Here is a 26,942-nt window from a genome sequence, read left to right as displayed (position 1 = left end):
GCAAAGTGACTGAGGGATTAGTAACTATGATCGATGACTTTCTGTTTTCGTCCGAAACATTACCGGAAGAAGCCCATCAGCGCGACAACAAGTGGCGTATTCTGGCGGTGGATGATGATGTCAAATTCCAGAACTCCTTGAGTTTTGCCATCAATAAAATGACCCTGATGGGGCGTCCCCTCGAACTCATACAAGCCTATAGCATGGCCGAGGCATCCAGTTTATTGGGGAAAGACGCCGACTTTGCCGTAGTGCTGGTCGATGTGGTAATGGAAACCGAAGATGCCGGCCTCAGGCTCGTCAAGGCGGTGCGGGATCTGCTGGGAATATCTGAAACCCGCTTCGTACTCTTGACCGGTCAGCCTGGAATGGCACCGGCCGAGTCCGTGATGCAAGATTATGACTTGTCTGATTATGTGCTCAAATCTGATCTCGCCAGCCGCGGTATTCGCAACATACTCACAGGTGCGGTGCGCAATTATCATCAGCTCAAGACCATTTCCTCAGCACGCCGCGGTTTACAGCTTATTGTCGAGTCCAGCAACCGTTTGCTTGGACTGCGAACACTGGCGCAGATAGCCTCGGTGACTTTGAGTGAAATTGCCAATCTTATCAATGTTGCCGATGAAGGGCTGGTTTGTGTTAATCGGGGGCGCCATAGCGCAGATGGCTCGGGGCAGGAGATCTTTGAGCCCATGACCATAGCCTGCAGTGGTCGTTTTCGTCAGTATATTAATCGCTCCCTCAGAGAGTTGCCGGATCCTAACATTCAATCCATGGTGGAACAGGCGCTCAGGGAAAAACATTTTGTCAGTACCGATGAAAGCCAAGTGCTGTTTTTCCCCAAATCGGCAGCATTGGCCGAGTTTGCCATCTATGTGGCCACAGGCCGCAACTTAGATGACACCGAAATGGAGCTGCTCAAGGTGTTTGCCGCCAATGTTTCCAAAGGTTTTGGCAATGTTGCCCTGATAAGCCGACTCGATAAGATAGCCTATCAGGACGAGTTACTCGGCATTCCCAATCGTAGTGCCTTGCTGCGGGAGCTCTCCAGGTTACAGGCGATGTCCGGCGTCGATGCGTACAACTTGTTGTTATTGGATCTCGATAATTTTTCCGGTCTCAATAATCTGTTTGGTTCTGCGTTCGGTAATCAGGTGTTGCAAGCGGTTGCTCAAAGGTTGGAGGCGGTTTTTCCGCGCCCAGCTGTCATCGGGCGGCTGCATTCTGACCTATTTGCCGTTGTTGGCCATAAGGAGCAGGTGAATATCGACAGGGCGCAGCGGGTGTTCAGTGCGCCTTTTGAAATGGATAGCAGCCGTCATATTCTCACCGCCTGTATGACGGAAGTTTCCCTGGCAATCGATGGTCAGGATCCCACCGATTTACTGCGTACTGCAGGTACCGGGCTCAGAAATGCCAAGTCTCGAGGCCCCGGCAGCATACAAGCGTTTGATCCCGAATTTGAACATCAGGCGGCACACAGATTCAAGCTGATGCAACGGTTGCATACCGCGATTCAACGCCAGGAATTCGTACTGCATTATCAACCCCAAATAGATCTGAACAGCGGTGATGTTGTGGGAGTTGAGGCCTTGCTGCGTTGGCAGACGGAAGACGGCATGGTGCCACCGGGCACCTTTATTCCGTTGGCAGAGCAATCGTCTTATATTCATGGCATTGGTGACATAGTCGTTGCCTTGTCCTGTCAGGCGGTGCATGCGCTGGATCAGGCAGGATTTGCTGATATTCTGATCAGCCTCAATTATTCGGCTCGCCAGTTGGATAAGCCGGATGTACTCGATAGGCTCAAACAACAATGTCGTTTGGCCGGGATTGAGCCGAGCCGCTTATGTTTGGAAGTCACTGAAACTGCCATGATGCAATCGTTCCAACAGGTGGCTAATATTCTCCAGCGACACCGTACTTCGGGAGGTACAGTCGCGATAGACGATTTCGGTACCGGGCTTTCATCGCTCGAATACCTGCTGCAGTTACCGGCCGATCACTTGAAGATAGATATGACCTTTGTTTCCAGATTGGATGAGGATGAGCGCAGTCGTTTTCTGGCATCGATGATCATTGAGTTGGGGCGGCGGTTGAACATCTCTGTAGTTGCCGAGGGTGTAGAAACCCAGAGTCAGGCCAACTGGCTCAGGGATAATGGCTGTCATATCGCTCAAGGGTGGCTGTATGGTAAGGCCATGCCACTGGATGAGCTGTTGTTGTGGCTCAAAAAACGCTGAATGGGAGCTTACTTATGTCGATAGAATTGCCCCAACAGCCCGTGATGGCCCTGTTGAGTTCAGAGGAAGCCTCAACCGGGAAGCAAAAGCGCATTAAGTGGCTGACATGGATGAGTTATCTTTTACCTTGGTGGCTGCTGGTACCGCTGGGAAGTTGGATGATGTATCACTATGCATCCCAATGGCAGATAGATCAGTTGCGCTATGCCCAACAAGAATTGGTTGACAGAGACACCCTGGTGCTCGATGCGCGCTTGGCTCGGGTAAAACAGGATGTGAATTTACTGGCACAGATGACCGCATCGGTATTGGCCGACCCACAGCTTGATGAGAATGAACAGCTGAGCTTGTTGCAACGCCTGTTTGTTGATTTTAGCACGGCCTATCCCAGCTATATGCAAGTGCGCTGGATAGGCACTTCAGGAGTTGAGCGGGTCAGGGTGGATCATACGGATAACCTAAGGCGGGTCGTCGCCGCTGAGGCATTGCAGGATAAATCGTCACGCTATTACGTGATTGAAGCCAACCGCCTGGCTCCTGGGGCAGTTTATTATTCTCCTTTTGATCTCAATATCGAAGGCGGTGAGATAGAGAAACCCTATCGGCCCACTTTACGGGTGGCGACCAAGGTGATGAATGCCGATGGCGGGGAACTAGGACTGGCGCTACTGAATCTGGATGGCAGTGGTTTACTCGAGCGACTACGTCAGTCTGGCAAGACCATGTTGTTGGATGCTGAAGGTTATTGGCTGCTGTCAACTGATGGCCACAGGGAGTGGGGCTTTATGTTCGACGACCCGGAGCAGAGACTTGCCGTGGTTCATCCAGAGGTTTGGCGGCGAATGCAACAGGAGCAACAGGGGCAGTTTATCGATGACTCCGGAATGTGGACCTTTTCTCGTGTCGGCCCCAAGCTGAATGGCAACAGTCAGGTACCAGTGCTGTATACCTTGTCCCATGATGAGCAGCCGCTATTTATCCAGGCCAGGTTGAAACAACTCTACTCTGGAGTGGGGGCCGCGGTGCTCTTATGTATGACGTTATTGGGGGCTTTTCTGGCGCGATCCAATTTAAGCCTGGCGGCCAAGGCTCATGAATTGCAACAGAGCAATGCGGCATTGGCAATGACATTGGCTCAGCTGAGGGCGTCACAGCAAGAACTGATCCGTACTGAGAAATTATCATCCCTGGGTTTGATGGTGGCGGGAGTTGCTCATGAGCTTAACACGCCGATTGGGGCCGCCATGTTGTGTGTCACAGCCCTGAATGACAGGGTGGATGAGCTCAAGCGAGACTATCACAACGGTAATATCAAACGTTCGCAATTGGAGGAGTTTATTGAATACCAAGAGGAAGGATTGACGTTGGCCGAGCGCAATCTCAAACGTTCAGCCTTGCTTATCCAACAATTCCGCCAGGTCGCGGCCGATAGAGCTAATGCTGATAGACAAGCCTTCTGGCTCCACGAATTGATCGCAGATATTCTGGCACTGAATCATGGCCAGTGGAAACATTATCATCATAAGCTAATCACAGATATTCCTTCCGATATCCATATGCTCAGTTATCCCGGTCCCTTGGGACAGGTGATCCAGAATCTGGTACACAATGCGTTGATCCATGCCTTTGAAGAGGCAGATCGGGGAGAGGTACATATCTGTGCCCGTAAGCTGCAAAACCAGGTCGAAGTCTGTGTCGTGGACAATGGTATCGGGATTAAAGAACAGGATCATCAACGGGTATTTGATCCCTTTTATACCACTAAACGTAGTAGCGGTGGCACAGGGTTAGGTTTGCATATCGTGCATCACCTGACCACTGAAGTGTTGGGAGGAAGTGTGCGGATTTCGTCTGGCATCAATGGTATTGGGACCTCAATGATCTTACTTTTGCCGTTGGAACAAATTGAGCTCAAATCATCGAAAGAAGAAGCTGAGCTGGCGACAAGCTGATACGGGTTTGAACTAAGCTTATTGGTCAACATTTTTGTGTTTGGACACATGGCGGGTAGCGTCAGGCCCTTGTTATAAATAGTTCGTTTTAGCTATTTCGCCTTAGTTATTTCAGCATAAAAACAAGATGTTATCTTTTACTTGTCAAGGTCCATATTGCCACCCCTGCTGATGCCAAGTTGATCAGTGACTTAATCATTCCCCAAACCCGCAAATTCGTATTGTCATCCTGTGGAAGCGAGGTTCATACCTTGCTGCTTGACTCCATTTCGCCAGCCAGAGTCAGTATTTATCTTGGCGGTGATTACCGTTATCACTTGACGGCCGATGGTAGCGGTGAGCTTTGGGGAGTTGATTGGCATGAGGGAAATCGCCATCTGTATCATCTGGTTGTTCGCGAAGATGCTGCAGGTCAGGGGCTGGCCAGGCAACGCTGATATGTGGCCAGAAAGAGATGCCTGGACAAGGGCAATGCAGGCAAATTTACCTTAAATTCAACTGTTGCAGCCGCTGGTAGCGGGCAACGACAGAACATGCCGCCCGGTCATTGAGGGTTCAAGCGGTATTGAACATGAAAAAGCGCCCATGAAGGGCGCTCCCAGGTCGCGCAAGAAAAATCAGGCTTCGTCAGCGACAGAACTGTTTGTATGGTTTTGATGAGGCTTACTATCTGGCAGCAGCAGGTTCATCAGTATCGCCACAATACCGCAGAGGCTGATGCCGGTGAGGCTGAAGGAGCCAATACCAAAAGCCATACCGCCGATACCAAATACTAGAGTCACCCCAACAATAGACAAGTTGCGAGGCTCGCTGAGATCCACCTGATGCTTGATCAAAGAGTTGAGGCCCACGGCGGCGATAGAACCGAACAGTAAACACATAATACCGCCCATTACAGGCACTGGGATGGTTTGCATCAGGGCGCCAAGCTTGCCGACAAAGGCCAGCAAGATAGCGGTAATGGCTGTCCAAGTCATGATTTTAGGATCGAAGTTGCGGGTCAGGGTCACCGCACCTGTCACTTCAGAGTAAGTGGTGTTTGGCGGACCGCCAAAAGCGGTGGCCGCTATGGTGGCAACCCCGTCTCCGGCAAGAGTGCGATGCAGACCGGGCTTCTTCAAATAGTCTTTACCGGTAACATTGGAAATCGCCAGGATATCTCCTATGTGTTCTACTGCCGGAGCAATGGCAACTGGGATCATAAAGAGGATGGCATGCCAGTTAAACTCTGGGGCAACGAAGTTGGGCATCGCCAACCAGGCGGCCTCATGCACGACATTGAAATCCACTATGCCGTAAAATAGGCTCAGGCCGTAACCGACAATAATGCCAGCCAAGATTGGCATCAGTTTCAGCAGTCCCTTGGCAAAAATGGCCACGGCTATAGTAGTCAAGAGTGACGCCAGAGACACAATAAGGGCGGTATCCGGAGACACAAGCACTTGGCTGCCGTCACCGCTTTTGCCAAGCGCCATATTCACGGCAACCGGTGCCAGGCCTAGGCCTATGATAATGATCACAGGACCCACCACCACGGGAGGCAGAAGTTTCATGATGATGCCGCTGCCGCGCAGCTTCACGACAGTAGCCAGCACTAGGTAGACGCAGCCTGCAGCCATCAAACCGCCCATAGTGGCAGGAATCCCCCAAGTTTGAACGCCATACATGACGGGAGGAATAAAGGCAAAAGAGGAAGCGAGGAAAACAGGAACTTGGCGTTTGGTGACTAACTGGAACAACAGGGTGCCGAATCCGGCGGTGAACAGGGCTACGCTGGTATCCAAGCCGGTGAGCAGCGGCATCAGCACCAGGGCTCCGAAAGCGACAAATAGCATCTGTGCGCCTTGCAGAGGACGGGCAAGGTATTTCATTTTTTTATCCGTATTGTGGTTAAACCGGTTAATGTTACCAGTTTGACGCCAAGAGTGGACTCCTTTTTTAGCGGTCCAGATCAAACTTTTACAGTTTGTGTTGTTGTTCCCCCGGGTTCACAAACTCCAAGGTTTTTCCATTTCTGCGGCTCGCCAAGTGAGGCATATATGATACACTTTTGCCATTCCGACCACTTTTACCGTCGCAAAGATGCTGAATTCATTTATAAAGCCAGTTGTTTTTCTCTCCCTGTTCTGTGCCACAACCTTGGCCCAGGCGGTGGAAGTCAAACGTTTGGATGAAGCCACAGTTGCCGTGGAATCCAGAACCAGTGCCGAGAAGAGCAAGGGACTCAAGAAAGCATTGGAAGATGTTGTTTTGAAAAACTCCGGCTCCCGCAGTGCGCTCGAAAACCCGGAAATCCAGGCCAAGCTTGCAAACGTTGACACCCTGGTCAGCCAATTTGGTTATCTCGATACTGAGGAGGGGCTGAAGCTAAAGGCCAGTTTTGATCATGGCAAGATTATCAACATGTTGCGTGAAGCCGGTTTGCCTGTCTGGGGCAAACAACGTCCATTGACCCTGGTTTGGCTCAGCACGGATATCAATAATGAGAAGGTCATCCTCAGTGATGACTCGAGCGCTGCAGAGCGTAAGGCGTTTGCCAATGCCTCGATGGAACGTGGTGTGCCCTTGATGTTTCCTTTGATGGATCTGGACGATCTGATGCGCGTTAATGTCAACGATGTGCGTGGTTTGTTTGCCGATACCGTCGCGGGTGCTTCAGGCCGCTATCAGGCTGACTTTTTTGCCATGGGTTCACTGGAACAAAATGGCAGTGAGTTCAATTATCAGTTGCAGCTCTACCCAAAGACAGATGTCAGCCAGTCTTTGGGTCAACCTCTGCTCAGTCGTCGTGGTCAGGCCGCCAGTAAGGATGATGCCGTGGCGGAGATGATACTGTCACTGTCTGATTATTTTGTGTCTCGGTATGCGATTGCCGACTCAGGCGATGTTCTACAGAGCAAGGTGCGATTTACCGGTATCAACCAAATGAAACAATTGGTTGAGATAGAGGCATTTCTCAATCAACTCAGCGCGGTGCGAGGTGCCAGTCTCAGTACTCTGCAGGGGGACAGTGCTACCTTTAGCGTGCAACTCTTTGGCTCGGTAGAGGACTTAAAAAATCTGCTGCGTCTAGAGCCTCGTTTATCGTTGGCCGAGGGTGGGTTTCAAGGCTTGAACCCAGTGCAAAGCAATGAAAGTACCATTCTATTGCCGCAGCCATCGAATAGCACAGAATTCAGCGATAATGTGAACCAGCCCTTAGGTCCTTACCAATGGCACAGCCGTTGAGGTTTTAACAGCGGCGCCAGTCATGCTAGACTTGGCGCCCGCATTACTTGATTTACTGCGATTTGGAACGATCCTGAGTGACACAAAACTCACCATTGCAACTTTCACTGCCCGTTCACTTGCCGGACGATGAGACTTTTAACAGTTATTATCCCGCGGCAGGAAACGATGAACTCATCCAGACCTTGAGGGCTTGTGCCGAAGGCCGTAGCCAGGGGGCCGTCTACTTATGGGGGCCGGTGAAGTCGGGACGAACTCACTTGATGCACGCCGCCTGTGCTCATGCCAATGAACTGGAACGCAGTAGCTTTTACATTCCTCTGGGCATTCACGCCAGTATCTCTACCGCTTTACTCGAAGGCTTGGAGCAGCTCGATCTGGTTTGTATCGATGATGTCGATGCCATTGCCGGTCACCCTTTATGGGAAGAAGCGATATTCGATCTCTATAACCGGGTGGCCGAGCAGAAGCATTGTGCACTGGTGGTCAGCGGCAGTGCGGCCCCCATAGATGCCGGTTTTGCCTTACCGGATCTGATCTCAAGGATGCAATGGGGGCTCAACTATCAGTTGCAACCCATGGCCGATGAGGAAAAACTGGTGGCATTGCAGCGCCGCGCTGCGATGCGTGGCTTGCAGTTACCGGAAGATGTGGGCCGTTTTCTGCTCAATCGTTTGGCCCGTGATCTGCGCACCTTGTTCGATGTGTTGGACAGGCTGGATAAGGCTTCCATGGTGCATCAGCGTAAGTTGACTATCCCCTTTATCAAAGAGATGTTGCGCCTCTGACTGCCGAATTTAAGCCTGTTACTTTAAACGCATTCAAAAAGCGCAGCCGGAGCTGCGCTTTTTTGATGCTCGAATAAACCGAAAAGCGCGTCAGGGTCTGTTTACTCCTACGGGAGTTTTGTGGCGATCGCCACTTAAACGCAGCGGCACTTGGGGCTGCTCAGGCCCTTGCTGACGCTGGACATTGCTCTTCGGCGCCACAAGTGTGGGTGATATGCCGAGGTTGGCTGCCCAGCTCAGGCCTGGTTGCATCTGCAGCGGCGCCGGCAAACTATCCAGCAGCAGCTGAGCATTGAGCTCAGGCATCATTTCGCTCAGCACCAAGCTTGTACGGTTTCTGAGTTCGCTGGCACCGATCCGTCCCCGCTGGCCCCAGTCGACACTTATGCTGTTTGCGGTCACAGTTTCGGGTTTGTCTGTAATCGCCACATCACGCTGCACGCCAAGACGGTAGCTCATCATGGCTTCTTCAAACAGCATGGCGGCATCTTCCCTGGGGGTGCTGTAGTTGTAAAAGTCATTGGCTCTGTCTGCGGAGAAGAAGCCACTGACATCCCCGGGCGTATATGCCTTTTGGGTGGCGGTAGCCGTTTCACCCATAAAGCTCACGCCGGCCAGGGCGCTCATCTCTGTGCTGCCCAGCGGATAGGCGCTGCTGAGCTGATCCGATATCAAGGCTTTTTGCGCCGTGCGTCGGTAATAGTCATCCAGCAAAGTCGGCCCCTCAAGGCTTTGGTGAACACTGCGCGGGAAAAAGTCATTGGCATGGGCCAACTCGTGATAAAGCAGCGAGGAGAGATCGGTTGTCAACTCGCTGATAGGGCGGTTGCTGCGCTGGCTGCGATCACGATAGACAGAAGCATAATCGTTGTCTTTGACATAACGCCAGGGGATCAGGAACTGCAGTTCATTACCGAAACCGGCACGGTAATCCGGCGCTTCATTGATACTGTCGCGCTCAGTTGCCGTCAACCAAAGATCTTCCGGATCCAGATAGATAGCACCTGTAACCACCCAGTAAAAGGACGGGCGGACATCGTAACTTATCACCACGGCGGTGACAGACTGCAGCAAGGTGGCAAAGTCACCATGAGTGTCCATTTGATCGAGGAAGGCTTCAAAATTACGTCCCATCCAGTCGTGGGATACCAGTACCCGGTTCATTATCGCTTCTTTATCACTGATGCCGCCGGCGCCTTGGCCTATCAAGGGCAGGGTACTGAGCTGGCAAGCGCTCAACTGATTGGAATAAGTGCAGCGCTTTAACACTTCGGCATAAGGCGAGTTGCGTTTGTAGGCATGGGTGCGGGCGATGGGCGTATCAAAGTACTCTGAGGTGATTTGCGCTTCATCTGTTATCAGTATGCTGACTTCATCGCTTAAGGTCTCGCCATTGACACTGGCGCTGGCTCTTAAGATCACTCCTGTGTCTTGATTGACCTCGGGTGCAACAAACAAGGGGCGTTCAGGGTTGGTCAGATCCAGGTTGAGCTCAGGTCCGGCGGCAATACACCAGCTGATGTTGTTTGCCACAGCGCCATTGACTCTATCAAGTCGCACGCTGACATTGTTGCCCTCTACCACCTGGTGATCCTGGCGGATATTCAGGCCATTTCCGTCCATCACTGTCAGGGTTACCGTTTCCTGCAGGCTGAGATCACTGCCGCTGACATTCAACTGAAAGCGGTAATCACCGCTTTGTATCGGCACAAAGGCCAACACAGGGCTGTCATTGATGTCCATATCGACACTGGGCCCGGACAACTGCTGCCACTGGAACTGTATATTACGGCTATTGAGCGTACCCAGTGTGGTCAGAACACTGCTTTGCTGACCGGCTAAATAGTGGCTTTGTAGCTTAAAAACCAGACCAGAGGCTGTGGTTTGGTTGTCGAATTCACTTGGCTGTTCACAGCGCGACAAGGCCGGAGGTGGGGTAACGACAGGTGGGATAAGGTCGCTGCCATCATCGTTGCCACCACCGCCACAGGCGGTGAGCAATAGAGTACAGGTGAAGGGGAGGTAAGGCAGTATCTTCATGGCACGGCTCCACTTGGTTGACTGCTTGTTGTTGTTTGTTGTTATTTGTTGTTTTTGTATAAAAATAGTTGCAAGACTTGGGCACTATAGCACGGGCCAGCAGGGTGACCAATAGTCCTTAAAATGGGAAAAATTGTTGCAAATTATGCCAGTATGCGAGGACGGTAGAGCAAGAGCTGAACAAAACACAAAAAAGGAGCCATCATCGGCTCCTAATTTATTATTCCAGTTTACTCTTTGTCTTTGGCGCGTTTCTTGATTCCCAGACCCAACTCGCGGCCGCGCTTGCGGGCGTAGAAGGGCATGCTGATCAGTAAGCATGAGATCAACAGACTTTCAATCAGCGCAAACCACCATTCATAGCCCTGGGCTATATAGAGCAAGGTTAAGCCGTGCAAAAGATAGAGACAGAGAATAAAGCTGGCCCAGGCAAAGGTATAGGGATTGCCTTTGAGGATACCCGGCAGCGGCAGCAGCAAGGGCACCAGCCAAAGACTGGTGAACAGCAGCGAGTATTCGCCATTGAGCCCCTTATCGATAAAGGCATAGGCCAACAAAGCTGCCAGTAGCAGATAGCCTAGTCGTGAGACTTGCAATAACGCCTGACTGCTCATTTATAGTATCGCCAATACGTTTTCCGGTGGGCGGCCGATGGCGGCCTTACCGTTGGCCAGCACTATGGGACGTTCGATCAACTTGGGAGTGGCGACCATGGCGGCAATCAACTGGACTTCGGTCAGTTCGGGATTATTCAGCCCCTGAGCCTTGTATTCCTCTTCCTTGGTGCGCATCAGTTCGCGGGCACTGATCCCCAATTTGGTCAGCAGTTCACTGATAGTGGTTGCATCGGGCACTTGTTTCAGATACTCGACAATCTGGATCTCGACGCCTTTGGACTCCAGCAGTGCCAGTGTTTCGCGGCTCTTGGAGCAGCGAGGATTATGGAAAATAGTGACCTGGGTCATAGGTTTTCTCTTTACCTTGGCTGAAAAGTGCGACGATGATAACAAAAATCTACGCTGACGTCAGGGGAAAGTGGCCCGACTAACGGGCCAGTGAAAGCCAGCATAATCAAAGTGTAAGCCGACTATTTCTTCAATTCGTCCAGCGCTCGGTCGGCGACACGGAACTGGCGTATTTTGGCCTCGATTCTGGCAATCTGCAGAGGCTGGCCATCGGCGGCTTTGTAAGCAAAGTTGAGCTGATCGATAGCCCCCTTGTAGTCGGCTCTGAGGGCCATGGACTCGGCATTGGAAAAGTGTTCCAGCGTCTTGTTGCCGGTTTGCTTGTAGGCTTCGGTCAGTAATTGATAGGGCAAGGGGTTTTGCTTATCCAGAAACGCCATATCCTCGAGAATAGGGATTGCCCGCTGTGGCTGTTTACTTTCGAGATAAACACTGGCCAGGTTGGCATTGATCACCTGGGAAGTGGGTTTGAGGCGTCTCTGGGCTTCCAACATCGTTATCGCGCCCTGATAATCTTTACGCTCCACCAGCAGATCGGTTTTGGTATCAAGATAGAAGAGGTTGTCCTGATCTTTTTCCAGCAATTGATCTATCAGCTGCTCGGATTGTTTGAAGTCCTTGAGGCGAAACAGTGCCAATGCCTTGCCATAGAGGGCTGCATCTTTAAAGGCGTAGTTGTGCTTGGTTAATTGGGTTTCAAACAACGACAGTGCTGCATCATCGCTATAGCTGGAAAAGCGCACCTGGATCCTGGCCTTGGCCAGATGGAAGTTAAGGTTGTCTGCCACATATCTGTGGGGATACTGAGCCGCGCGGTTACGGGCATCGGTGATCCGCGACTCCGGCAGGGGGTGAGTCAGCAGCATTTGCGGCGGCTTGGAGGTAAAACGATAACGGGCCGCCAGTTTGCCGAAGAAGTTTGCCGAGGCGTTGGGATCGAAACCGGATTCCACCAGAATTTGCATGCCTATCCTGTCGGCTTCTTTTTCATGCAAGCGGGTATAGTTTATTTTGGACTGGGTCGATAATGCCTGAGTGGTGGCCAGCGCCGCCATCCCGGCCTGAGGCGCCGCTATGGTCAACAAGATGGCACCGAGCAGCCCGGCAATGGTGGCCGGGCTGGCTTTCTCCTGGGCTTCGAGTGAGCGCGCCAAGTGCCTCTGGGTTACGTGGGTAATTTCGTGCGCCAGTACCGAGGCTAATTCACTTTCATTGTCGGCGTTGAGAAACAGGCCTGTATGGATTGCCACATGGCCGCCGAAAAAGGCAAAGGCGTTGATTTCATCGTTTCGCAGCAGGAAGAAATAGAAGGGGGTCTTAACCCCGGTGGCATGGGCCACCAATTTGTTACCCAGCTCAGTGGCATATTGGCTCAACACAGGATCGGATAACACAGGCGCCTGGGAACGAATAACCCGCATATAGGCGTCACCATAGACCATCTCTTTTTCGAGACTGAAGGTATTGACGGCGGCGGTACCGAGATCCGGCAGGTCGTTATTGGCGAAACTCTGGCTGGCGGTGGCGAGCAGGAGAGAGGTGGCACCGGCCAGAATGGATTGTCGGAACTTGGAAAAAGTCAAAGTACTCAAGCTGATTAGATTTCCTGTATGCCACTAATGCATAACTGCCTGGCTTGTGGTTTGAGTTGCAACTTAGGATAATAGCCGAGGTTTATGTTTAGCAAGCTCATCATGGTTTTAATTGATTTAACTCAGAGTCGTTGTCCCGAAGCCCTGGTCAAGGCCAAGATGGCGATGAAACGTTTGCGGCCCGGTGAAACTCTGTGTCTCTTGCTTTCAGACCCAGGATCGCGGCAGGATGTTCCCCGCTTTGCAAAAAAACAAGGTTATGATTGTCGGATAGCGTCCGACGAGCCGGCCGTTTTGCGCTTACATGTCTCAGTTGCCATAACTGAATAGCAGCGCAGTATCTATACTAGACAGCTTCTTGAAGAAGCGATAATCAAGATGGCGCAGCCATCATCAGCACAGGAATCCCGGATGTTTAGTTATTTGAGTCGTTGGTACCAGGCCCGCTTCAGTGATCCTCAGGCTCTGACACTATTGTTTATTCTGCTTGGCATTGCCTTGACCATCTATTTTGCCGGTGGCTTGCTGATGCCACTATTGGTCGCTCTGGTACTGGCCTTTTTGCTGGAGTGGCCGGTGGCACAGATGGCGAGAATAGGGATAAGTCGAACTGCGGCCGCCTCTTTGGTACTGGTCCTCTTTATCGGCTTAATGATCTTGTTGTCATTCGGCCTGATCCCCAGCATCTGGCGCCAGGGTGCCGCGCTGCTTAGCGATCTGCCCAACATGCTCGATAAGGGGATAATCCTGCTGCAGGAGCAGGCGCAGCAGTATCCGCAGTTTATCTCAACAGATCAGCTCGATACCATGGTGTCCGAACTCAAAAAATTGCTCGATACCCAGCATCTCTTGGATATTGCCACTCAGCTCCTCGGCTATTCGGCCTCTTTGCTGGTCTTGATGGTTTACGCCATCCTAGTGCCGCTGCTGGTATTCTTCTTCCTCAAGGATAAAGATGAACTGATCCGCGGCAGCAAGCGTTTCTTCCCCAGCAATCGTGACTTGGCCCGTAAGGTTTGGTTCGAGATGAATCAGCAGATCTTCAATTACATTCGCGGCAAAGTGATTGAAATTGTGATTGTCGGGGTAGTGAGTTACGTATTCTTCGCCCTGATGGATCTGCGCTATGCGGCGCTGCTTGGGGTGTTGACCGGGCTTTCCGTGCTTATTCCTTATGTCGGTGCCACCCTGGTGACCTTACCTATTGCGCTGGTTGCCTTCTTCCAGTGGGGCGTCAGCCCCGAGTTCGGTTATCTGATGCTGGGTTACGGCATCATTCAGGCGCTGGATGGCAACCTGCTGGTGCCTTTGTTGTTCTCCGATGCGGTGGACTTGCACCCGGTGATCATCATAGCCGCAGTGTTGGTCTTCGGTGGCCTTTGGGGTGTTTGGGGCGTGTTTTTCGCGATCCCGCTGGCTTCTCTGGTCAAGGCTGTATTGAACGCCTGGCCCAACGCCGAAGCAGATGCGGCCAAAGCCGCTTTAGAGGCGCAAGCCGAATAAGGCGGTAAATTTCAAGTTCACTGACACAGGCGGCCTATGGTCGCCTGTGTTTTTTCAACCGCTATTCATTCGGGCAACAAGTGGTTTCTGGCGCTCGCCGCCAATGCCCTGAATACCAGAGTGGTCTGCTTGGCCTTAAGGTTCCAGTGTTGCCAGTAAAGCGGTACCCGCATCCGCATCATGGGTGTCAACTCAATCAAGCGCCCGGATGCCAACAGCGGCTCGGCCTGCAGATGGCCCACCAGGCCATAACCCAATCCCTGTAGAATCGCTTCCAGAAAGCCTTCCGATGAAGGTACTGTGTGTTGCCACCATTGTCCCGGCAACATCTCGAAGTAGCGCTTCAAGTACTTTTCATGCAGCTTGTCGCGGGTGGAGAACACCACTGCCGGTGCCGAAGCCAGTGAATCGGTATTCGGCAGACCGTCGAAATAGCGTTCGGCAAACTCAGGCGTGGCCACACAGGCATACTCCATCACCCCGAGAAACTCGCTGGAGCAGCCGTTCATCGCTTGCCCCAAGGTGGTCACGCAGCCAACCGCTTCACCGTTTTTCAGTAGGTGATGAGTGTAAGACTCATCATCCACGATCAGCTCCAACAACCAACCGCGGCGGGCGAACATGGCACTAATAGCCGGCAGAAACCAGGTTGCCAGACTGTCGGCGTTCACCGCAATTCTCACTACAGTGGGCATGGCCGGATCGTCGGCGTCCATTTCGACTCTGAGCTCAGTCTCCAGCAGTTCGACTTGAGCATAGTGGCGCAAGAGCCGCTTGCCTGTTGGTGTCGGCACCACGGGATTACTCCTGACGAGCAGCGCTTGACCCATTCTTTCTTCAAGCTGCTTTATCCGTTGTGATACCGCCGATTGGGTTACATGCAACCGTTTGGCTGCGCGCTCAAAGCCGCCTTCGGCGACCACCACGGACAAAGCCTTGAGATGACTGTAGTCCAGCATAACGACTCCTTGGGTTAATCTTTGCTCAATTATAAGTTTTGCTAATGGCCGATAAAAAACATTAGTTATATTAATTTTCTTGCCGGGAGTAAACTGCCGCCATTGAAAACCTTTATTGGTCGCCGATTATTGCGACGACCTGCTGTTGGAGAGATTATGCAAACCGCTTTCATTCAGGGCATGGGGATAGGTGCCAGTCTGATCATTGCCGTGGGAGCTCAGAACGCCTTTGTATTGAAGCAGGGCATCAAGCGTGCCTATCCGTTTCCTATCGCCTTGACTTGCTCTTTGATAGACGCCCTGATGATCACCGCGGGAGTTGCCGGGCTAGGGCAGTTGATCTTGGCGGTGCCGGCCATCAAACATCTGGCGAGCTTTGGTGGTGCCGCCTTCTTATTGTGGTACGGTTTTAATGCGCTGCGTTCCTCGTTCAAGAGTCAGGGATTGGAGACCGGGGATGCCGAAGCCGCGGATTCGTTTCGCAAGGCGATGATCACTACTTTGGCCATCAGCTTTTTGAACCCACATCTGTATCTGGATACCGTAGTTTTGCTCGGTAGCATAAGCACAAAGTTTGATACCGAGGTCAGGGGCTGGTTTGGTGCCGGGGCCGTACTGGCTTCCTTTATCTGGTTCTTTAGTTTGAGCTTTGGTGCGCGCCTGTTGGCTCCCGTATTCAGCCGTCCAGCGGCCTGGCGTTATCTGGACAGATTTATCTGGTTGACCATGTGGTCAATCGCTCTGGCTATCCTCTGGCCCTATTTTCAGGGAAAGGGTTTCTGAGGCATTAGGTATCTGCAGAACAACAAAAGCCCGCATTGCGGGCTTTTTAGTGTCTTTGGCTTGAAGCTACATGGCTTAGGCTTTATGCAGTGAATGCCGGTAAAGAAGCCGACAAATAGCCGTGGGATTTATCCCTTGAGATAGTCCAGCACTACTTGATGATGATCTTTGGTCTTGAACTTGTCGAACCTGTGGCTGATGGTGCCGTCCTGGTCAATCAGAAAACTCAGGCGGTGCAGGCCATCATAAACGTTGCCCATAAATTTTTTCTCTCCCCAGACACCGAAGGCATCGGCTACTGCGTGGTCTTCATCGCTGAGCAGGGTGAAGTTGAGCTGATGCTTATCGATAAACTTGCCCAGTCTCGCCACGGGATCAATGCTTATTCCAAGTACGGTCACATTGAATTCGTCCAGTTCCGCCTTGCTGTCTCTCAGGCCGCAGGCTTGCACTGTACAGCCCGGTGTCATCGCCTTGGGGTAGAAGTACACCAGTACCCGACCTTTTTGTAGACAATCTTGCAGTGAAACATTTTCATCGTTTTGGTTTTTAAGGGTGAAGAGTGGCGCTTTATCGCCCGCTTTTAAGGTGTTCATGCGTTCAATCCTTTTGATCTCTATCTAGATGATGTGGGATTCAATCGGCCTTGGGAACCGCAATACCCTGCATACGTTTGATATTGCAGGTCAGGGACATCTCTTCGGCCAAGGCCTGGATGCTGGTTTCCAGTTTATCCAGTTCGACCTTTTCCGGGATATTGATGGCCAGGAAAACGTGCTGAGTCTGGCTGCCGTCCGGCAGTTCTTCCGAGTAGGAGCGCACCGCACCGAGATCCAAAGACCTGTCTGCCAAAAACTGGGAGATGCGCTTCATGGTGCCGCGCTGATCCTGACCGTTGAAGGTCACTTCAATACGCGAGATATAGTTTTGTGGCGTGTGCTTGGAGGTGCGCTTCATCACCGTCATCAGCTCAAGCTCGACACTGAGACTGGGAAGGCTGGTTTCTATCTTGGTAATGGATGCCCAGGAGCCGGACAACATCATAATTAGAGTAAACTCGTTGCCGAATAGCGCCATGCGGCTGTCGACTATGTCACAGTCGCAATCACTGGCCAATCTTGCCAGTTTGCTGACTAGGCCGGGACGGTCGGCCCCCATAGCGGTAACGACCAGGTAGTTGGTCATGAATTTTCCTCATATTTCCGGTATCATAGAGCGAAAACTCAGCCCCTTTGAGCTGAGTTTTTTGTGCAGTCGACCATGCTACCACAACTTATTCGATTTGTTAGCCCTGACAGTGCTTGTCATTGGCTGGCTGCACCAGTACCATAGCGAATCCTGAAATCTTGGGGACATAAGATGATAAACGGAAGCATCGTAGCCTTAATTACGCCCATGAAAGGCGATGGCTCAGTGGATTTTGCAAGTCTCGAGCGTTTGGTGGAATTTCATATCGAGCAGGGAACCGATGCCATAGTCGCAGTCGGTACCACAGGCGAATCTGCCACTCTACCCATTCGCGAACACCTCGAAGTGGTGTCACAAACCCTTTCTTTTGCCGCAGGTCGTATTCCCGTCATTGGTGGTAATGGCGCCAATGCCACCGCTGAAGCCATAGAGCTGACCCGGGGATTGTCGAAACTCGATGTGGCCGCCATGCTGGGAGTGACACCCTACTATAACAAACCCACTCCCAAGGGGTTGGTTGCCCATTATAAGGCGGTTGCCGCCAGCACGGATGTTCCCCAAATTCTATATAACGTTCCAGGCCGTACTTCGGTCGACATGAAGCCGGAAACCGTTGCTCAGCTTTGTGATGTGCCCAACATCATAGGGGTGAAGGAAGCCACAGGCGATCTTTCTCGGGTTAAACAGCTGCGTGAGCTTTGCGGCGATGATTTTCTGCTGTTCAGTGGTGATGATGCCACGGCGCGTGAATTTCTGGCCCTTGGCGGTAATGGGGTGATCTCGGTTGCCAACAATATCGTCCCTAAGGCGTTTAAGGCCATGTGTAAGGCGGCGCTGCAAGGAAGAGCGGCAGAGGCAAAAGCCGTGGATGAACCCCTGAGTGGCCTGTACAGCGCACTCTTTTGTGAGGCTAACCCAATACCGGTTAAGTGGGCAGCCCATCGCATGGGACTCATCAGCGAAGGCACAATTCGTTTGCCTTTGACTGAACTTTCCGAGGAGTTTCATGGTCTGTTGCTTAACGCAATGCAAAAAGCCGGGATAGAGGTTAAATAATTTAATGCTAAAGCAAGTTTCCCCCTTAGTGCTGGTTGTCGCAGTTTCAGCCTGCAGCACGCCGATTGACCGTCGTCAGGCCAATGGCAACTTCGAGTATGTTGAAGCCAGCACTTCAGCTCCTTTGGTGATCCCGGAAGGTTTGGACACCCCAAGGTTCAGTAAAGAGTTTGAGATCCCGCAAGCGGGCGCCAAGAGCAATCCTGAGTTTGTCGGTGAAAAACTCGATATTCGTCCCCCTTTGCAAGTGCTGCCCATGGCTGAAGGCACCCATGTGGAAGAGGGCAGTGACAACATCAAGGTTGTGGTTGAGTCCATCGACAACAGCGTTGATCTTAAGCAGGAGATCTTCAGCACGGTTAAGGGTTACCTGCAAAAGCAAGGCTACGGCATAGTCTCTGAAGATTATGATAAAGGCTCTATCGAAACAGATTGGATTGAAACTGAGCAGGTGCTCGATTCTTCTTGGTTTGGCAGCGATAAAGTCTACCAGCTGCGCCAGCGTTTCCGTTTCGATGTCGAAGTTCGTCCTCATGGCCGTACCGGTAATTTGCTGATCACACTTATCGACCACGAAGAGCATTATGACGGCTCAGAGCTGCCGGTATTGCTCAGCGGTGAAGATAAGCGCCGTTACACCATAGATATGCTCAACAGCGCCGTGGCCTATATGAGCCTCAAGCGTGAGCAGATGATCAAGGCCAACCGTATCAAGCAGAGTCTGGGCATTGATATGTCATTGCATCAGGGCGGCGACAGCGAGAGCTACTGGGTGGCTGATGCGCCATTCAAGCGTACCTGGGATCGTCTGCGGATAGTACTGCCTGAGCTTGGTTTGGAAGTGGTGGACATGGACTCAAGCAAAGGTTTGTTCTACGTTAACTTGAATGACAATTCTGGCTTCTGGAGTTCCCTGTGGGGCGATAACAAGTTGGCGCTTAAAGAGGGCAGCTATCGTTTATTGCTGCAGGAAAATGCTGCCAACAAAGGGCAGACAGAGATCCGCCTACACGATGTGGCCGACCAACCGCTCGCGAATGAGACCATTGAAGCCGTCTATCAGAACCTGGCGGAGTTGATGCGCGAAGATCGTAAAGTGCGTTAAGCTCTGCGGGTTTACACCAGATAATGTGATTGAAAAGGCGCCGATTCCGGCGCCTTTTTTGATCTCCTCATAAGCCTATTGCTGCCCTTAGGTGCCAAAAGTCGGTACCGAAGTTCTGTGGCTTTCTCAGCATCAGCCATTTATAACCATTTAATTTATAGTGTTTTTGTTTGATATTTGCCCTGCCTCCTCATAGTTACCGCACGCGCGATGAACTCAACGCCTCTCTGTAGATAAAGCCATTTGCAGAATAGTCATTGGTTTTTGAGTCAATCTATAGCCTGTATCTTTGCTCTGACGGTGTTGATGCAGTTGTTTTAACTGTGTGTGTGCATGTGTCAAATAAATGTAATTTGTAAGTAAAAGTAAAACGTATTGAAGCCGATAAGTCGCAGGGTAAACTGTTTTACCCATAAAACTCTGTACCTTCGGACAATCAATGAAAAAAATAATACTCCTAGTGGTACTACTGGCGGCCGCAGCCATTGGTTATCAGCAATGGCATCAGCAGCAAGCCCCGGCGGAGAAAAAGGCCCGCCCGGTACCCAATGTTGTGGTGTATAAGGCCGCCATTCAGGCCGTGCGGGATGAAGTGGAGGCGCTTGGTACCTCCAAGGCTTATGAATCAGTGACCATCACCCCCAAGGTCAGCGATGTGCTGACCTCGATTCGTTTCGATGATGGTCAGATAGTCAAGCAAGGACAGTTGCTAGCCAAACTGCAGGACGCCGAACAGCAGGCTAGGGTGGAACTGGCCAGGATCAAGGTGCGGGAGAATACCCGCGAGTTCGACCGCATCAGCTCGCTGGTCACCAGCAAGACAGTTGCTGAAACCGAACGCGACCGACTGCAAACCCTGATAGAAAGTGCCAAGGCCGAAGTCGAGCAGGCACAGGCGGCGCTGCGGGACAGGCAGATCACCGCCCCCTTCAATGGTCGCCTGGGTTTACGCCAAGTCTCGGTCGGTAGCCTGGTGACCCCGGGGGTGGTGATCACCACCTTGGATGATATCTCGGTGATCAAGCTGGACTTCTCGGTTCCCGAACGTTTTATTCAGGACTTGTTGCCGGGCAAAATCGTGGAAGCCAGCGCGGTCGCTTACCCGGATAAGCTGTTTCGCGGCAAGGTTGTTTCCATCGACAGCCGGGTTAACCCAACCACACGGGCAGTCGTGGTGCGCGCCGAAATCCCTAACCCCGATGGTCAACTGCTACCGGGCATGTTGATGAAGGTGAAGCTCATCAAGCAAAACCGTGAGGCGTTGCTGTTGCCTGAGTCGGCGATTATTCCTATTCAAAACCGTCACTACCTCTATCTGGCCAACAGCGAAGGTGTGGTGGAACAGCGTCAGGTTACCATAGGGCTGCGCAGCCGTGGCTGGGTGGAAATTATCGAAGGCGTCGAGCTGGGGGAGCAGGTGATCATTCGCGGGATCCTCAAGGTCCGTCCCGGCGACAAGGTCAAGGTGGAGTTCAAGGAACATTTCAGCTTCCTGACGGCTGAAGAGGCGAAGACCACAGCATGATACTGACAGACATTTCCGTTAAACGGCCGGTTTTCGCCTCGGTCATCAGCCTGCTGCTGATCGCTTTCGGTCTGGTGTCCTTCGATAAGTTGCCGCTGCGCGAATACCCGGATATTGACCCGCCGATAGTTTCGATAGATACCAGCTATCGCGGCGCCAGTGCCTCCGTGGTGGAAAGCCGGATCACTCAACTGATTGAAGACAGGATCAGTGGCGTTGAAGGCATACGCCATATCAATTCATCCAGTACAGACGGCCGTTCTTCCGTGGTGCTGGAATTTGATATTGACCGGGATATTGAAGCGGCGGCCAACGATGTTCGCGACCGTATTTCAGGTTTACTCGATAACTTGCCGGAAGAGGCCGACCCACCGGAAGTGCAAAAGGCCAATGGCGGCGATGAAGTGATCATGTGGCTCAATCTGGTGTCGGATCAGATGACCACTTTGCAGCTCACCGATTATGCCCGTCGTTACCTCACCGACAGATTCTCCGTCATCGATGGGGTAGCCAATATGCGTGTCGGCGGTGGCAAGGTCTACGCCATGCGGGTCTGGATTGACCGCCAGGCGCTGGCGGCCCGCAACCTGACGGTGGCCGATATCGAAGCGGCGCTGCGATCGGAAAACGTCGAACTGCCGGCCGGTTCCATCGAATCCAAAGAGCGCCACTTTACCGTGCGGCTTGAGCGTAGCTTTCGCACCGCCGAAGACTTTGCCAACCTGGTGCTGACCCAAGGGGGCGATGGTTACCTAGTTAAACTTGGAGATGTGGCTCAGGTCGAAATCGGCTCGGAAGAAGAACGGATCATGTTCCGCGGTAACGGCGAGGCCATGATAGGCTTGGGGGTCTCTAAACAGTCTACCGCCAATACTTTGGAAGTGGCGCGGGCAGTGAATAAACTGGTGGATGAGATCAACCCGACTCTGCCCCAGGGGATGGAGATCAAACGCTCCTACGACAGCTCGGTGTTTATCGAAGCCTCTATAGACGAGGTTTATCAGACGCTGTTTATCGCCATTATTCTGGTGATCATCGTCATCTACCTGTTCCTTGGCAGCGTGCGCGCCATGTTGATCCCGGCGCTGACTGTGCCCGTATCCCTACTGGCCACTTTTATTGTGCTTTACGCCTTGGGATACACAATTAACCTCTTGACCCTGCTGGCGATGATCCTGGCCATCGGCATGGTGGTGGATGATGCCATCGTGATGCTGGAAAACATTCACCGCCGCATCGAAGAGGGCGATAGTCCACTGAAAGCCGCTTTCCTCGGCGCCCGAGAGGTGGCCTTTGCGGTTATCGCCACTACGGCGGTATTGGTGGCGGTATTTATGCCGATCACCTTCCTCGATGGCGATCTCGGTAAGTTGTTTAAAGAGTTTGCCGTCACCATGAGTGCTGCCGTGTTGTTCTCCTCGATAGTGGCACTGACACTCAGCCCCATGATGTGCTCCAAACTACTTAAACCCGCGAGCCAGGATACCTGGCTGATGCGCCAGGTCGACAAGGGAATGAACGCTCTGGCAGGCTTTTACAGCCGCAGCCTCACCGGCGCCATGAAGCACCCCTTGCTGGTTTCCCTGTTGGTGGTGGCGGCTCTTGGGGCCAGTGCCTACATGGTTAAACAGATCCCGCAGGAGTTTGCTCCTCAGGAAGACAGAGGCTCAATGTTCCTGATGGTCAATGGCCCGGAGGGCGCCAGCTATGAATATATTGAAGCCTATATGAACGAGGTGGAACAGCGTTTGATGCCTTTGGTCGACAGCGGCGAAGTCAAACGTTTGTTGATCCGTGCGCCTCGCGGTTGGGGCGGCTCGGCCAACTTCTCCAACGGTATGGCGATCATAGTACTCAATGATTGGGGCCAGCGCCGTCCCGCCAAGGAGATCATCAATGATATCCGCGCAAGGCTTGCCGATCTCGCCGGTGTCAGGGCATTTCCCGTGATGCGCCAGGCCTTTGGCCGCGGTGTCGGTAAACCTGTACAGTTTGTCATTGGCGGCCCCAGTTATGAGGAGCTCGCCAGATGGCGCGACATCATGCTGGAAAAAGCGGCGGAAAATCCCAATCTGGTCGGTTTGGATCATGACTACAAGGAAACCAAGCCTCAGCTCAGAGTGGTCATCGATAAAGACAGGGCGGCGGATCTCGGGGTCTCCATTGCTCATATAGGGCGTACACTGGAATCCATGTTGGGTTCACGCCTGGTAACCACCTTTATGCGCGACGGTGAAGAGTATGATGTGATCATCGAAGGCAACCGCGAAAGCCAGAACACCGCCTCGGATATGCAGAATATCTATGTGCGCTCAGATCGCAGCAAGCAGCTGATCCCACTCTCGAATCTGGTGAGCATAGAGGAGTTTGCCGATGCCAGTCAGCTCAATCGCTACAACCGGATGCGGGCGATAACCCTTGAGGCCAGTCTGGCGGAAGGTTACAGCCTGGGTGAGGCGCTCGATTATCTCAATGATTTGGCCCACACCTATCTACCGGCAGAAGCCTTGATAAGTTACAAAGGCCAGTCGCTCGACTATCAGGAGTCCGGTAGCTCCATGTACTTCGTGTTTCTGTTGGCGCTGGGAATTGTGTTCCTGGTATTGGCGGCGCAGTTTGAAAGTTATATCCACCCCATGGTGATCATGCTGACTGTGCCGCTGGCAACCGTGGGCGCCTTGGTGGGCCTACTGCTGACCGGCCAAAGTTTGAATATCTACAGCCAGATAGGCATCATCATGTTGGTTGGGCTGGCGGCCAAGAACGGTATTCTTATCGTCGAGTTTGCCAACCAGCTCAGGGATAAGGGACTTGAGTTCGACGCCGCTATATTGCAGGCGGCCAACCAAAGGCTCAGACCGATACTGATGACAGGTATAACCACGGCCGCCGGCGCCGTGCCTCTGGTGCTTGCCGAGGGGGCAGGCGCCGAGACCCGTTTTGTTATCGGTGTAGTGGTGCTCTCCGGCATCTTGCTGGCTACAGTGTTTACCCTGTTGGTCATCCCTGTGGCTTATTCACTGTTTGCCCGACATTCCAGCTCACCGGAAGCGGTGGCGCAGCAACTGGAGAAAGAGCTGGCCGAATAATCGGCCTAATCAGTCGCCAAACCGGTTAAATTGGTTTGGCTGTTGGTTAGGCTATCGGCTTAACCTCAGATCTAGAAACCAGCGCTCCTTTAGGGGCGCTTTTTATGTCTGAGCTATTCGGTTGTTTTGGCTTTGTTGTCATGATCGCAGTCTGGCAAGGCGCATAAGGATAACGTCCAAAAGCGAATGCGTCAGTCGACTGAAACGCCAACAAAGTCTGAATCGCAAAGAAGAGAATGAAGTGTGAGGGATAGAAACAGCAAGACCGGCCAGTGGCCGGTCTTGCTTAATGGTTTGACAGGGAAATCAGAGCGGGTCCCCGGCGGTATGGACATCGATATCCGGATGGGTTCTGGCATAGTTGAGTGCCAACACCACCAGCACCACCATGGACGAAGTCAAAAGCCCTATGCTGAGTTGCCCCATCATAGGCACCAGCGACATCAACATGGCCGCAAGACCGGCGGCAAAGTTCTGCAGGCCACCGAGCAGAGCGCCGGCAACTCCGGCTTGGCGCGGGAAGGGTTCAAGCGCTGCCGATGTCAGTGCCGGAAACAATATGCCTGCCCCGGTAAAGAAGAGCACAGAGCCAATCAGTAGGCACCAGCCTATCACCAGAGTCGACAGGCCGGGCAGCAGTAAAAATAACGCCCCGGCGCCCAGCAGAGCCACACCGTAGTGAAACAGTTTATGCAGTGAGGCTTGTCTGCCGGCATACCAGGCGCCCAAAAGATAACCCGGAATAGGGGCCACGAAATAGCAACTGACCATCATGGGACTCATGGCTAACACCTGGCCATAGAGAATACCGGCAATGGCCTCAAAGGCGGCAATCCCGGCGAAGGTAGCCACCAATGACAGCAGATAACCGCGAAAGGCTCTGTGTTTGAGTACCAAGGCATAAGACTTGAACACAGATTGTGGCTGGCGTTTTTCTTTGGGCAGGGATTCCTTGAATTTCAACGCCAGGGTGATTATCACAAAGATCCCGAAGAAAGCCAGGAACCAATACACGGCATGCCAGCCATAATGCACACTCAACACCCCGCCAATAAAGGGAGCCAGCAGCGGCGAGAACACCACGGCCATGGACACATAACTGTTGAAGCGCACCAGTTTTTCACCGAAGAAGAAATCTCTTGGAATAGAGCGGCAAAGGGCGCCGGCACTGGCGGTGCCGCAGCCTTGAATGGCACTGGCGAGCAACAGGGTGTTAAAGCTCTCGGCGCAGGCGGCAATGATAGCGCCTACAACGAAAAGACTGAGACCGATAAGCAGCAGCGGCTTGCGGCCGAACCTGTCCGATACCGGGCCATAAACAAATTGCAGCAGGCCATAGGCCAACAGATAAGTGCCCATAATCGCCTGCAACTGACCGGCGCTGACACTGAATTGCTCACCCATCATAGGCAGAGCGGGCACAAAAATGGTTTGGGCTATCTGGCCGCAGGCGACCATCATCACCAGCATGATTAACAGGGGGCTCAAGGATACGCCGGAAACATTCTCATCAGGTACCACAGTCAATACTCCACAACCTTGATACAGAACTAAAAGATCGTTTGGGAAGATACGCAAAGACGGGTGCCGGATAAGGAAGCGCATCTTCCTGCTCGGGGTCTCCCCGAGACGGGCGCTATCATACTCGGCTATTTTGCAATTTCAATGACAGAAGTCGCTGTTAAACAAGAAAAAACTAGGGGTATTGATAACTTTTTATTCGGCATAACATTGCGTAATTATTTTTTTACAGTTGTTGGGTTGATTCTTGGGCAAAGCCAACAGCAAGTCATCTCTGTAACCCGCGCACCTTCGCTTTTATTGGTTTTGAAGTCAGCATTTGAATATTGGTGCGGAATAATATGTTTACAGTCTGCTTTGATAAATTAATTTTTGGATCTCAAGCCTGTTACTCGTGTTATCGGCAAGCGGCCAGCGTTCCATCCTAGAAAGAGTGAGCTTAAAGCGCTTGCTGCAACCAGGATGCGGCAGTAAACTGCGCCGGCCATTAGATTGGGCTGTCACTGCCTCAACACCACTCCTAATCCAGTGGCACAAACTAGCTATTAAGTCATTGTCATTCGGGATATTCATGTCAATTCAACCTCACGCGGTTCACCGCTTGTATGAATACCGTCAGTCGCTGTCGACCAAACCTTATGCCTCAAGGGGTAAGAATCTTATTCGCTGCGGTCGCTGTCTGTTGGAGCAGAGCTTTTGTACTTGTGAGCACAGGCGCCTGTTGCCTTCCAAGGCGGCATTTGCGCTGGTTATGTATGATGCCGAGGTATTGAAACCCAGCAACAGTGGGCGTTTGATAGCCGACCTCATTCCGGATACCCATGCCTTTCTCTGGTCGCGAACTCAGCCGGACCCTCAACTCTTGGCCTTGCTGGAAAACCCGGATTACCAGCCTTATCTGGTGTTTCCTGGGGAATATGCCTTACCTGGGCAAGAGGTGGTGACTGAGGCTTTGAGTGAGGTGCTCGCTAATCAGGGAGAGCCAGAGCAAGCCAAGCGGCCGCTGTTTATTGTGCTCGATGGCAGTTGGCGTGAGGCGGTGAAGATGTTTCGCAAGAGTAGTTATCTGCATCAATTACCTATGCTGTCATTCAGCGCTGAAACCTTGGCTCGCTATCAGCTTAGAAAGGGCAGCCGCGACTTTCAGATGGGCACCGCCGAAGTGGCGATATTAACTCTGCAATCTTTAGGGGAACAAGGCTGCGCCGAAGCCTTGGATACCTGGTTTAAGCTCTTTATCAGCAGCAGCCTGGCAACCCGCAGTCGTTTGGTAAAAAATAAGCCAGAACAAATTCAAATACTTAAACAGCAGTTTGCCCGCCAGGTCGCCGATTTGTATTCCGAACAGATAACTTACCATCCCTAACCAGGGATGATAATTGACAAGTAGCTTCAAGCACTT

23 protein-coding genes are annotated in these 26,942 nt (G+C 52.2%); 14 read left to right on the top strand and 9 right to left on the bottom strand.

Features of this window, described 5'->3' with window-relative positions:
- Positions 1-26: 26 nt before the first annotated feature.
- From K5621_RS10525 to K5621_RS10515, 3 genes are all read left to right on the top strand, one after another.
- Positions 27-2,246, top strand: a complete 2,220-nt coding sequence (locus K5621_RS10525) for a GGDEF/EAL domain-containing response regulator (protein WP_221049209.1) — start codon at positions 27-29, stop codon at positions 2,244-2,246.
- 14 nt (positions 2,247-2,260) lie between these two features.
- Positions 2,261-4,198 carry a sensor histidine kinase gene (locus tag K5621_RS10520; RefSeq protein ID WP_221049208.1) on the top strand — a complete coding sequence of 646 codons (1,938 nt, stop codon included), beginning with the start codon at positions 2,261-2,263 and terminating at the stop codon, positions 4,196-4,198.
- A 251-nt stretch (positions 4,199-4,449) separates the two neighbouring features.
- Positions 4,450-4,635 (top strand): GNAT family protein, encoded by a 186-nt coding sequence (locus K5621_RS10515; protein WP_221049207.1) that lies wholly within the window; start codon positions 4,450-4,452, stop codon positions 4,633-4,635.
- A gap of 180 nt (positions 4,636-4,815) precedes the next feature.
- Here K5621_RS10515 and K5621_RS10510 read toward each other — a convergent pair whose 3' ends face one another.
- On the bottom strand, positions 4,816-6,069 hold the full coding sequence (locus K5621_RS10510) for a uracil-xanthine permease family protein (protein WP_100143729.1): 1,254 nt from the start codon (positions 6,067-6,069) through the stop codon (positions 4,816-4,818).
- A 211-nt stretch (positions 6,070-6,280) separates the two neighbouring features.
- On the opposite strand from K5621_RS10510, the gene K5621_RS10505 reads away from it, so the two are divergent.
- Entirely contained in the window at positions 6,281-7,426 is a 1,146-nt protein-coding gene (locus K5621_RS10505; RefSeq protein WP_100143728.1) for a DUF2066 domain-containing protein, read from the top strand.
- A gap of 77 nt (positions 7,427-7,503) precedes the next feature.
- Positions 7,504-8,214, top strand: a complete 711-nt coding sequence (gene hda / locus K5621_RS10500; RefSeq protein ID WP_100143727.1) for a DnaA inactivator Hda — start codon at positions 7,504-7,506, stop codon at positions 8,212-8,214.
- A 90-nt stretch (positions 8,215-8,304) separates the two neighbouring features.
- On the opposite strand, the gene K5621_RS10495 is transcribed toward hda, so the two are convergent.
- The 4 genes from K5621_RS10495 to bepA all read right to left on the bottom strand — a co-directional run bounded on the left by K5621_RS10495 (position 8,305) and on the right by bepA (position 12,811).
- Positions 8,305-10,254: a PKD domain-containing protein gene (locus K5621_RS10495; RefSeq protein ID WP_221049206.1), complete on the bottom strand. Its 1,950-nt coding sequence runs from the start codon at positions 10,252-10,254 to the stop codon at positions 8,305-8,307.
- A gap of 230 nt (positions 10,255-10,484) precedes the next feature.
- Entirely contained in the window at positions 10,485-10,868 is a 384-nt protein-coding gene (locus K5621_RS10490; protein WP_221049205.1) for a DUF2069 domain-containing protein, read from the bottom strand.
- A complete protein-coding gene (gene arsC, locus K5621_RS10485; RefSeq protein ID WP_100143724.1) occupies positions 10,869-11,219 on the bottom strand; it encodes an arsenate reductase (glutaredoxin) in 351 nt (116 codons plus the stop codon).
- Positions 11,220-11,341: 122 nt separating this feature from the next.
- Positions 11,342-12,811, bottom strand: a complete 1,470-nt coding sequence (bepA, locus tag K5621_RS10480) for a beta-barrel assembly-enhancing protease (RefSeq protein ID WP_221049204.1) — start codon at positions 12,809-12,811, stop codon at positions 11,342-11,344.
- 84 nt (positions 12,812-12,895) lie between these two features.
- Here bepA and K5621_RS10475 point away from each other — a divergent pair, with 84 nt between their 5' ends.
- Complete coding sequence (locus K5621_RS10475; protein WP_371873717.1) at positions 12,896-13,141, top strand: sulfurtransferase TusA family protein; 246 nt, start codon at positions 12,896-12,898, stop codon at positions 13,139-13,141.
- A gap of 81 nt (positions 13,142-13,222) precedes the next feature.
- Positions 13,223-14,314: an AI-2E family transporter gene (locus K5621_RS10470; RefSeq protein WP_100143722.1), complete on the top strand. Its 1,092-nt coding sequence runs from the start codon at positions 13,223-13,225 to the stop codon at positions 14,312-14,314.
- A 65-nt stretch (positions 14,315-14,379) separates the two neighbouring features.
- Here the strand turns inward: K5621_RS10470 and K5621_RS10465 are convergent, their stop codons facing one another.
- On the bottom strand, positions 14,380-15,273 hold the full coding sequence (locus K5621_RS10465) for a LysR family transcriptional regulator ArgP (RefSeq protein ID WP_221049203.1): 894 nt from the start codon (positions 15,271-15,273) through the stop codon (positions 14,380-14,382).
- Between the two features lie 156 nt (positions 15,274-15,429).
- Between K5621_RS10465 and K5621_RS10460 the strand changes: the two genes are divergently transcribed.
- On the top strand, positions 15,430-16,056 hold the full coding sequence (locus K5621_RS10460) for a LysE/ArgO family amino acid transporter (RefSeq protein ID WP_221049202.1): 627 nt from the start codon (positions 15,430-15,432) through the stop codon (positions 16,054-16,056).
- 128 nt (positions 16,057-16,184) lie between these two features.
- Here the strand turns inward: K5621_RS10460 and bcp are convergent, their stop codons facing one another.
- Positions 16,185-16,652 (bottom strand): thioredoxin-dependent thiol peroxidase, encoded by a 468-nt coding sequence (bcp, locus tag K5621_RS10455; RefSeq protein WP_208165586.1) that lies wholly within the window; start codon positions 16,650-16,652, stop codon positions 16,185-16,187.
- A 40-nt stretch (positions 16,653-16,692) separates the two neighbouring features.
- On the bottom strand, positions 16,693-17,241 hold the full coding sequence (locus K5621_RS10450; RefSeq protein ID WP_025009712.1) for a glycine cleavage system transcriptional repressor: 549 nt from the start codon (positions 17,239-17,241) through the stop codon (positions 16,693-16,695).
- Between the two features lie 174 nt (positions 17,242-17,415).
- On the opposite strand from K5621_RS10450, the gene dapA reads away from it, so the two are divergent.
- The 4 genes from dapA to K5621_RS10430 all read left to right on the top strand — a co-directional run bounded on the left by dapA (position 17,416) and on the right by K5621_RS10430 (position 24,019).
- Positions 17,416-18,300 (top strand): 4-hydroxy-tetrahydrodipicolinate synthase, encoded by an 885-nt coding sequence (dapA, locus tag K5621_RS10445; protein ID WP_221049201.1) that lies wholly within the window; start codon positions 17,416-17,418, stop codon positions 18,298-18,300.
- A 4-nt stretch (positions 18,301-18,304) separates the two neighbouring features.
- Complete coding sequence (bamC, locus tag K5621_RS10440) at positions 18,305-19,405, top strand: outer membrane protein assembly factor BamC (protein WP_221049200.1); 1,101 nt, start codon at positions 18,305-18,307, stop codon at positions 19,403-19,405.
- A gap of 439 nt (positions 19,406-19,844) precedes the next feature.
- Positions 19,845-20,930, top strand: a complete 1,086-nt coding sequence (locus tag K5621_RS10435; RefSeq protein ID WP_221049199.1) for an efflux RND transporter periplasmic adaptor subunit — start codon at positions 19,845-19,847, stop codon at positions 20,928-20,930.
- Entirely contained in the window at positions 20,927-24,019 is a 3,093-nt protein-coding gene (locus K5621_RS10430; protein ID WP_221049198.1) for an efflux RND transporter permease subunit, read from the top strand. The genes K5621_RS10435 and K5621_RS10430 overlap by 4 nt, the downstream gene beginning before the upstream one ends.
- 306 nt (positions 24,020-24,325) lie before the next feature.
- On the opposite strand, the gene emrD is transcribed toward K5621_RS10430, so the two are convergent.
- A complete protein-coding gene (gene emrD / locus K5621_RS10425; RefSeq protein WP_280638569.1) occupies positions 24,326-25,546 on the bottom strand; it encodes a multidrug efflux MFS transporter EmrD in 1,221 nt (406 codons plus the stop codon).
- A gap of 57 nt (positions 25,547-25,603) precedes the next feature.
- Here emrD and K5621_RS10420 point away from each other — a divergent pair, with 57 nt between their 5' ends.
- Positions 25,604-25,909 carry a hypothetical protein gene (locus K5621_RS10420; RefSeq protein ID WP_221051254.1) on the top strand — a complete coding sequence of 102 codons (306 nt, stop codon included), beginning with the start codon at positions 25,604-25,606 and terminating at the stop codon, positions 25,907-25,909.
- A 202-nt stretch (positions 25,910-26,111) separates the two neighbouring features.
- Positions 26,112-26,906 carry a tRNA-uridine aminocarboxypropyltransferase gene (locus tag K5621_RS10415; RefSeq protein ID WP_221049196.1) on the top strand — a complete coding sequence of 265 codons (795 nt, stop codon included), beginning with the start codon at positions 26,112-26,114 and terminating at the stop codon, positions 26,904-26,906.
- Positions 26,907-26,942: the final 36 nt, after the last annotated feature.

The organism is Shewanella carassii, from assembly GCF_019670705.1.
In the GTDB taxonomy this organism is placed as follows: Bacteria; Pseudomonadota; Gammaproteobacteria; order Enterobacterales; family Shewanellaceae; genus Shewanella; species Shewanella carassii.
This window is presented reverse-complemented; position numbering and strand designations above follow the sequence as displayed.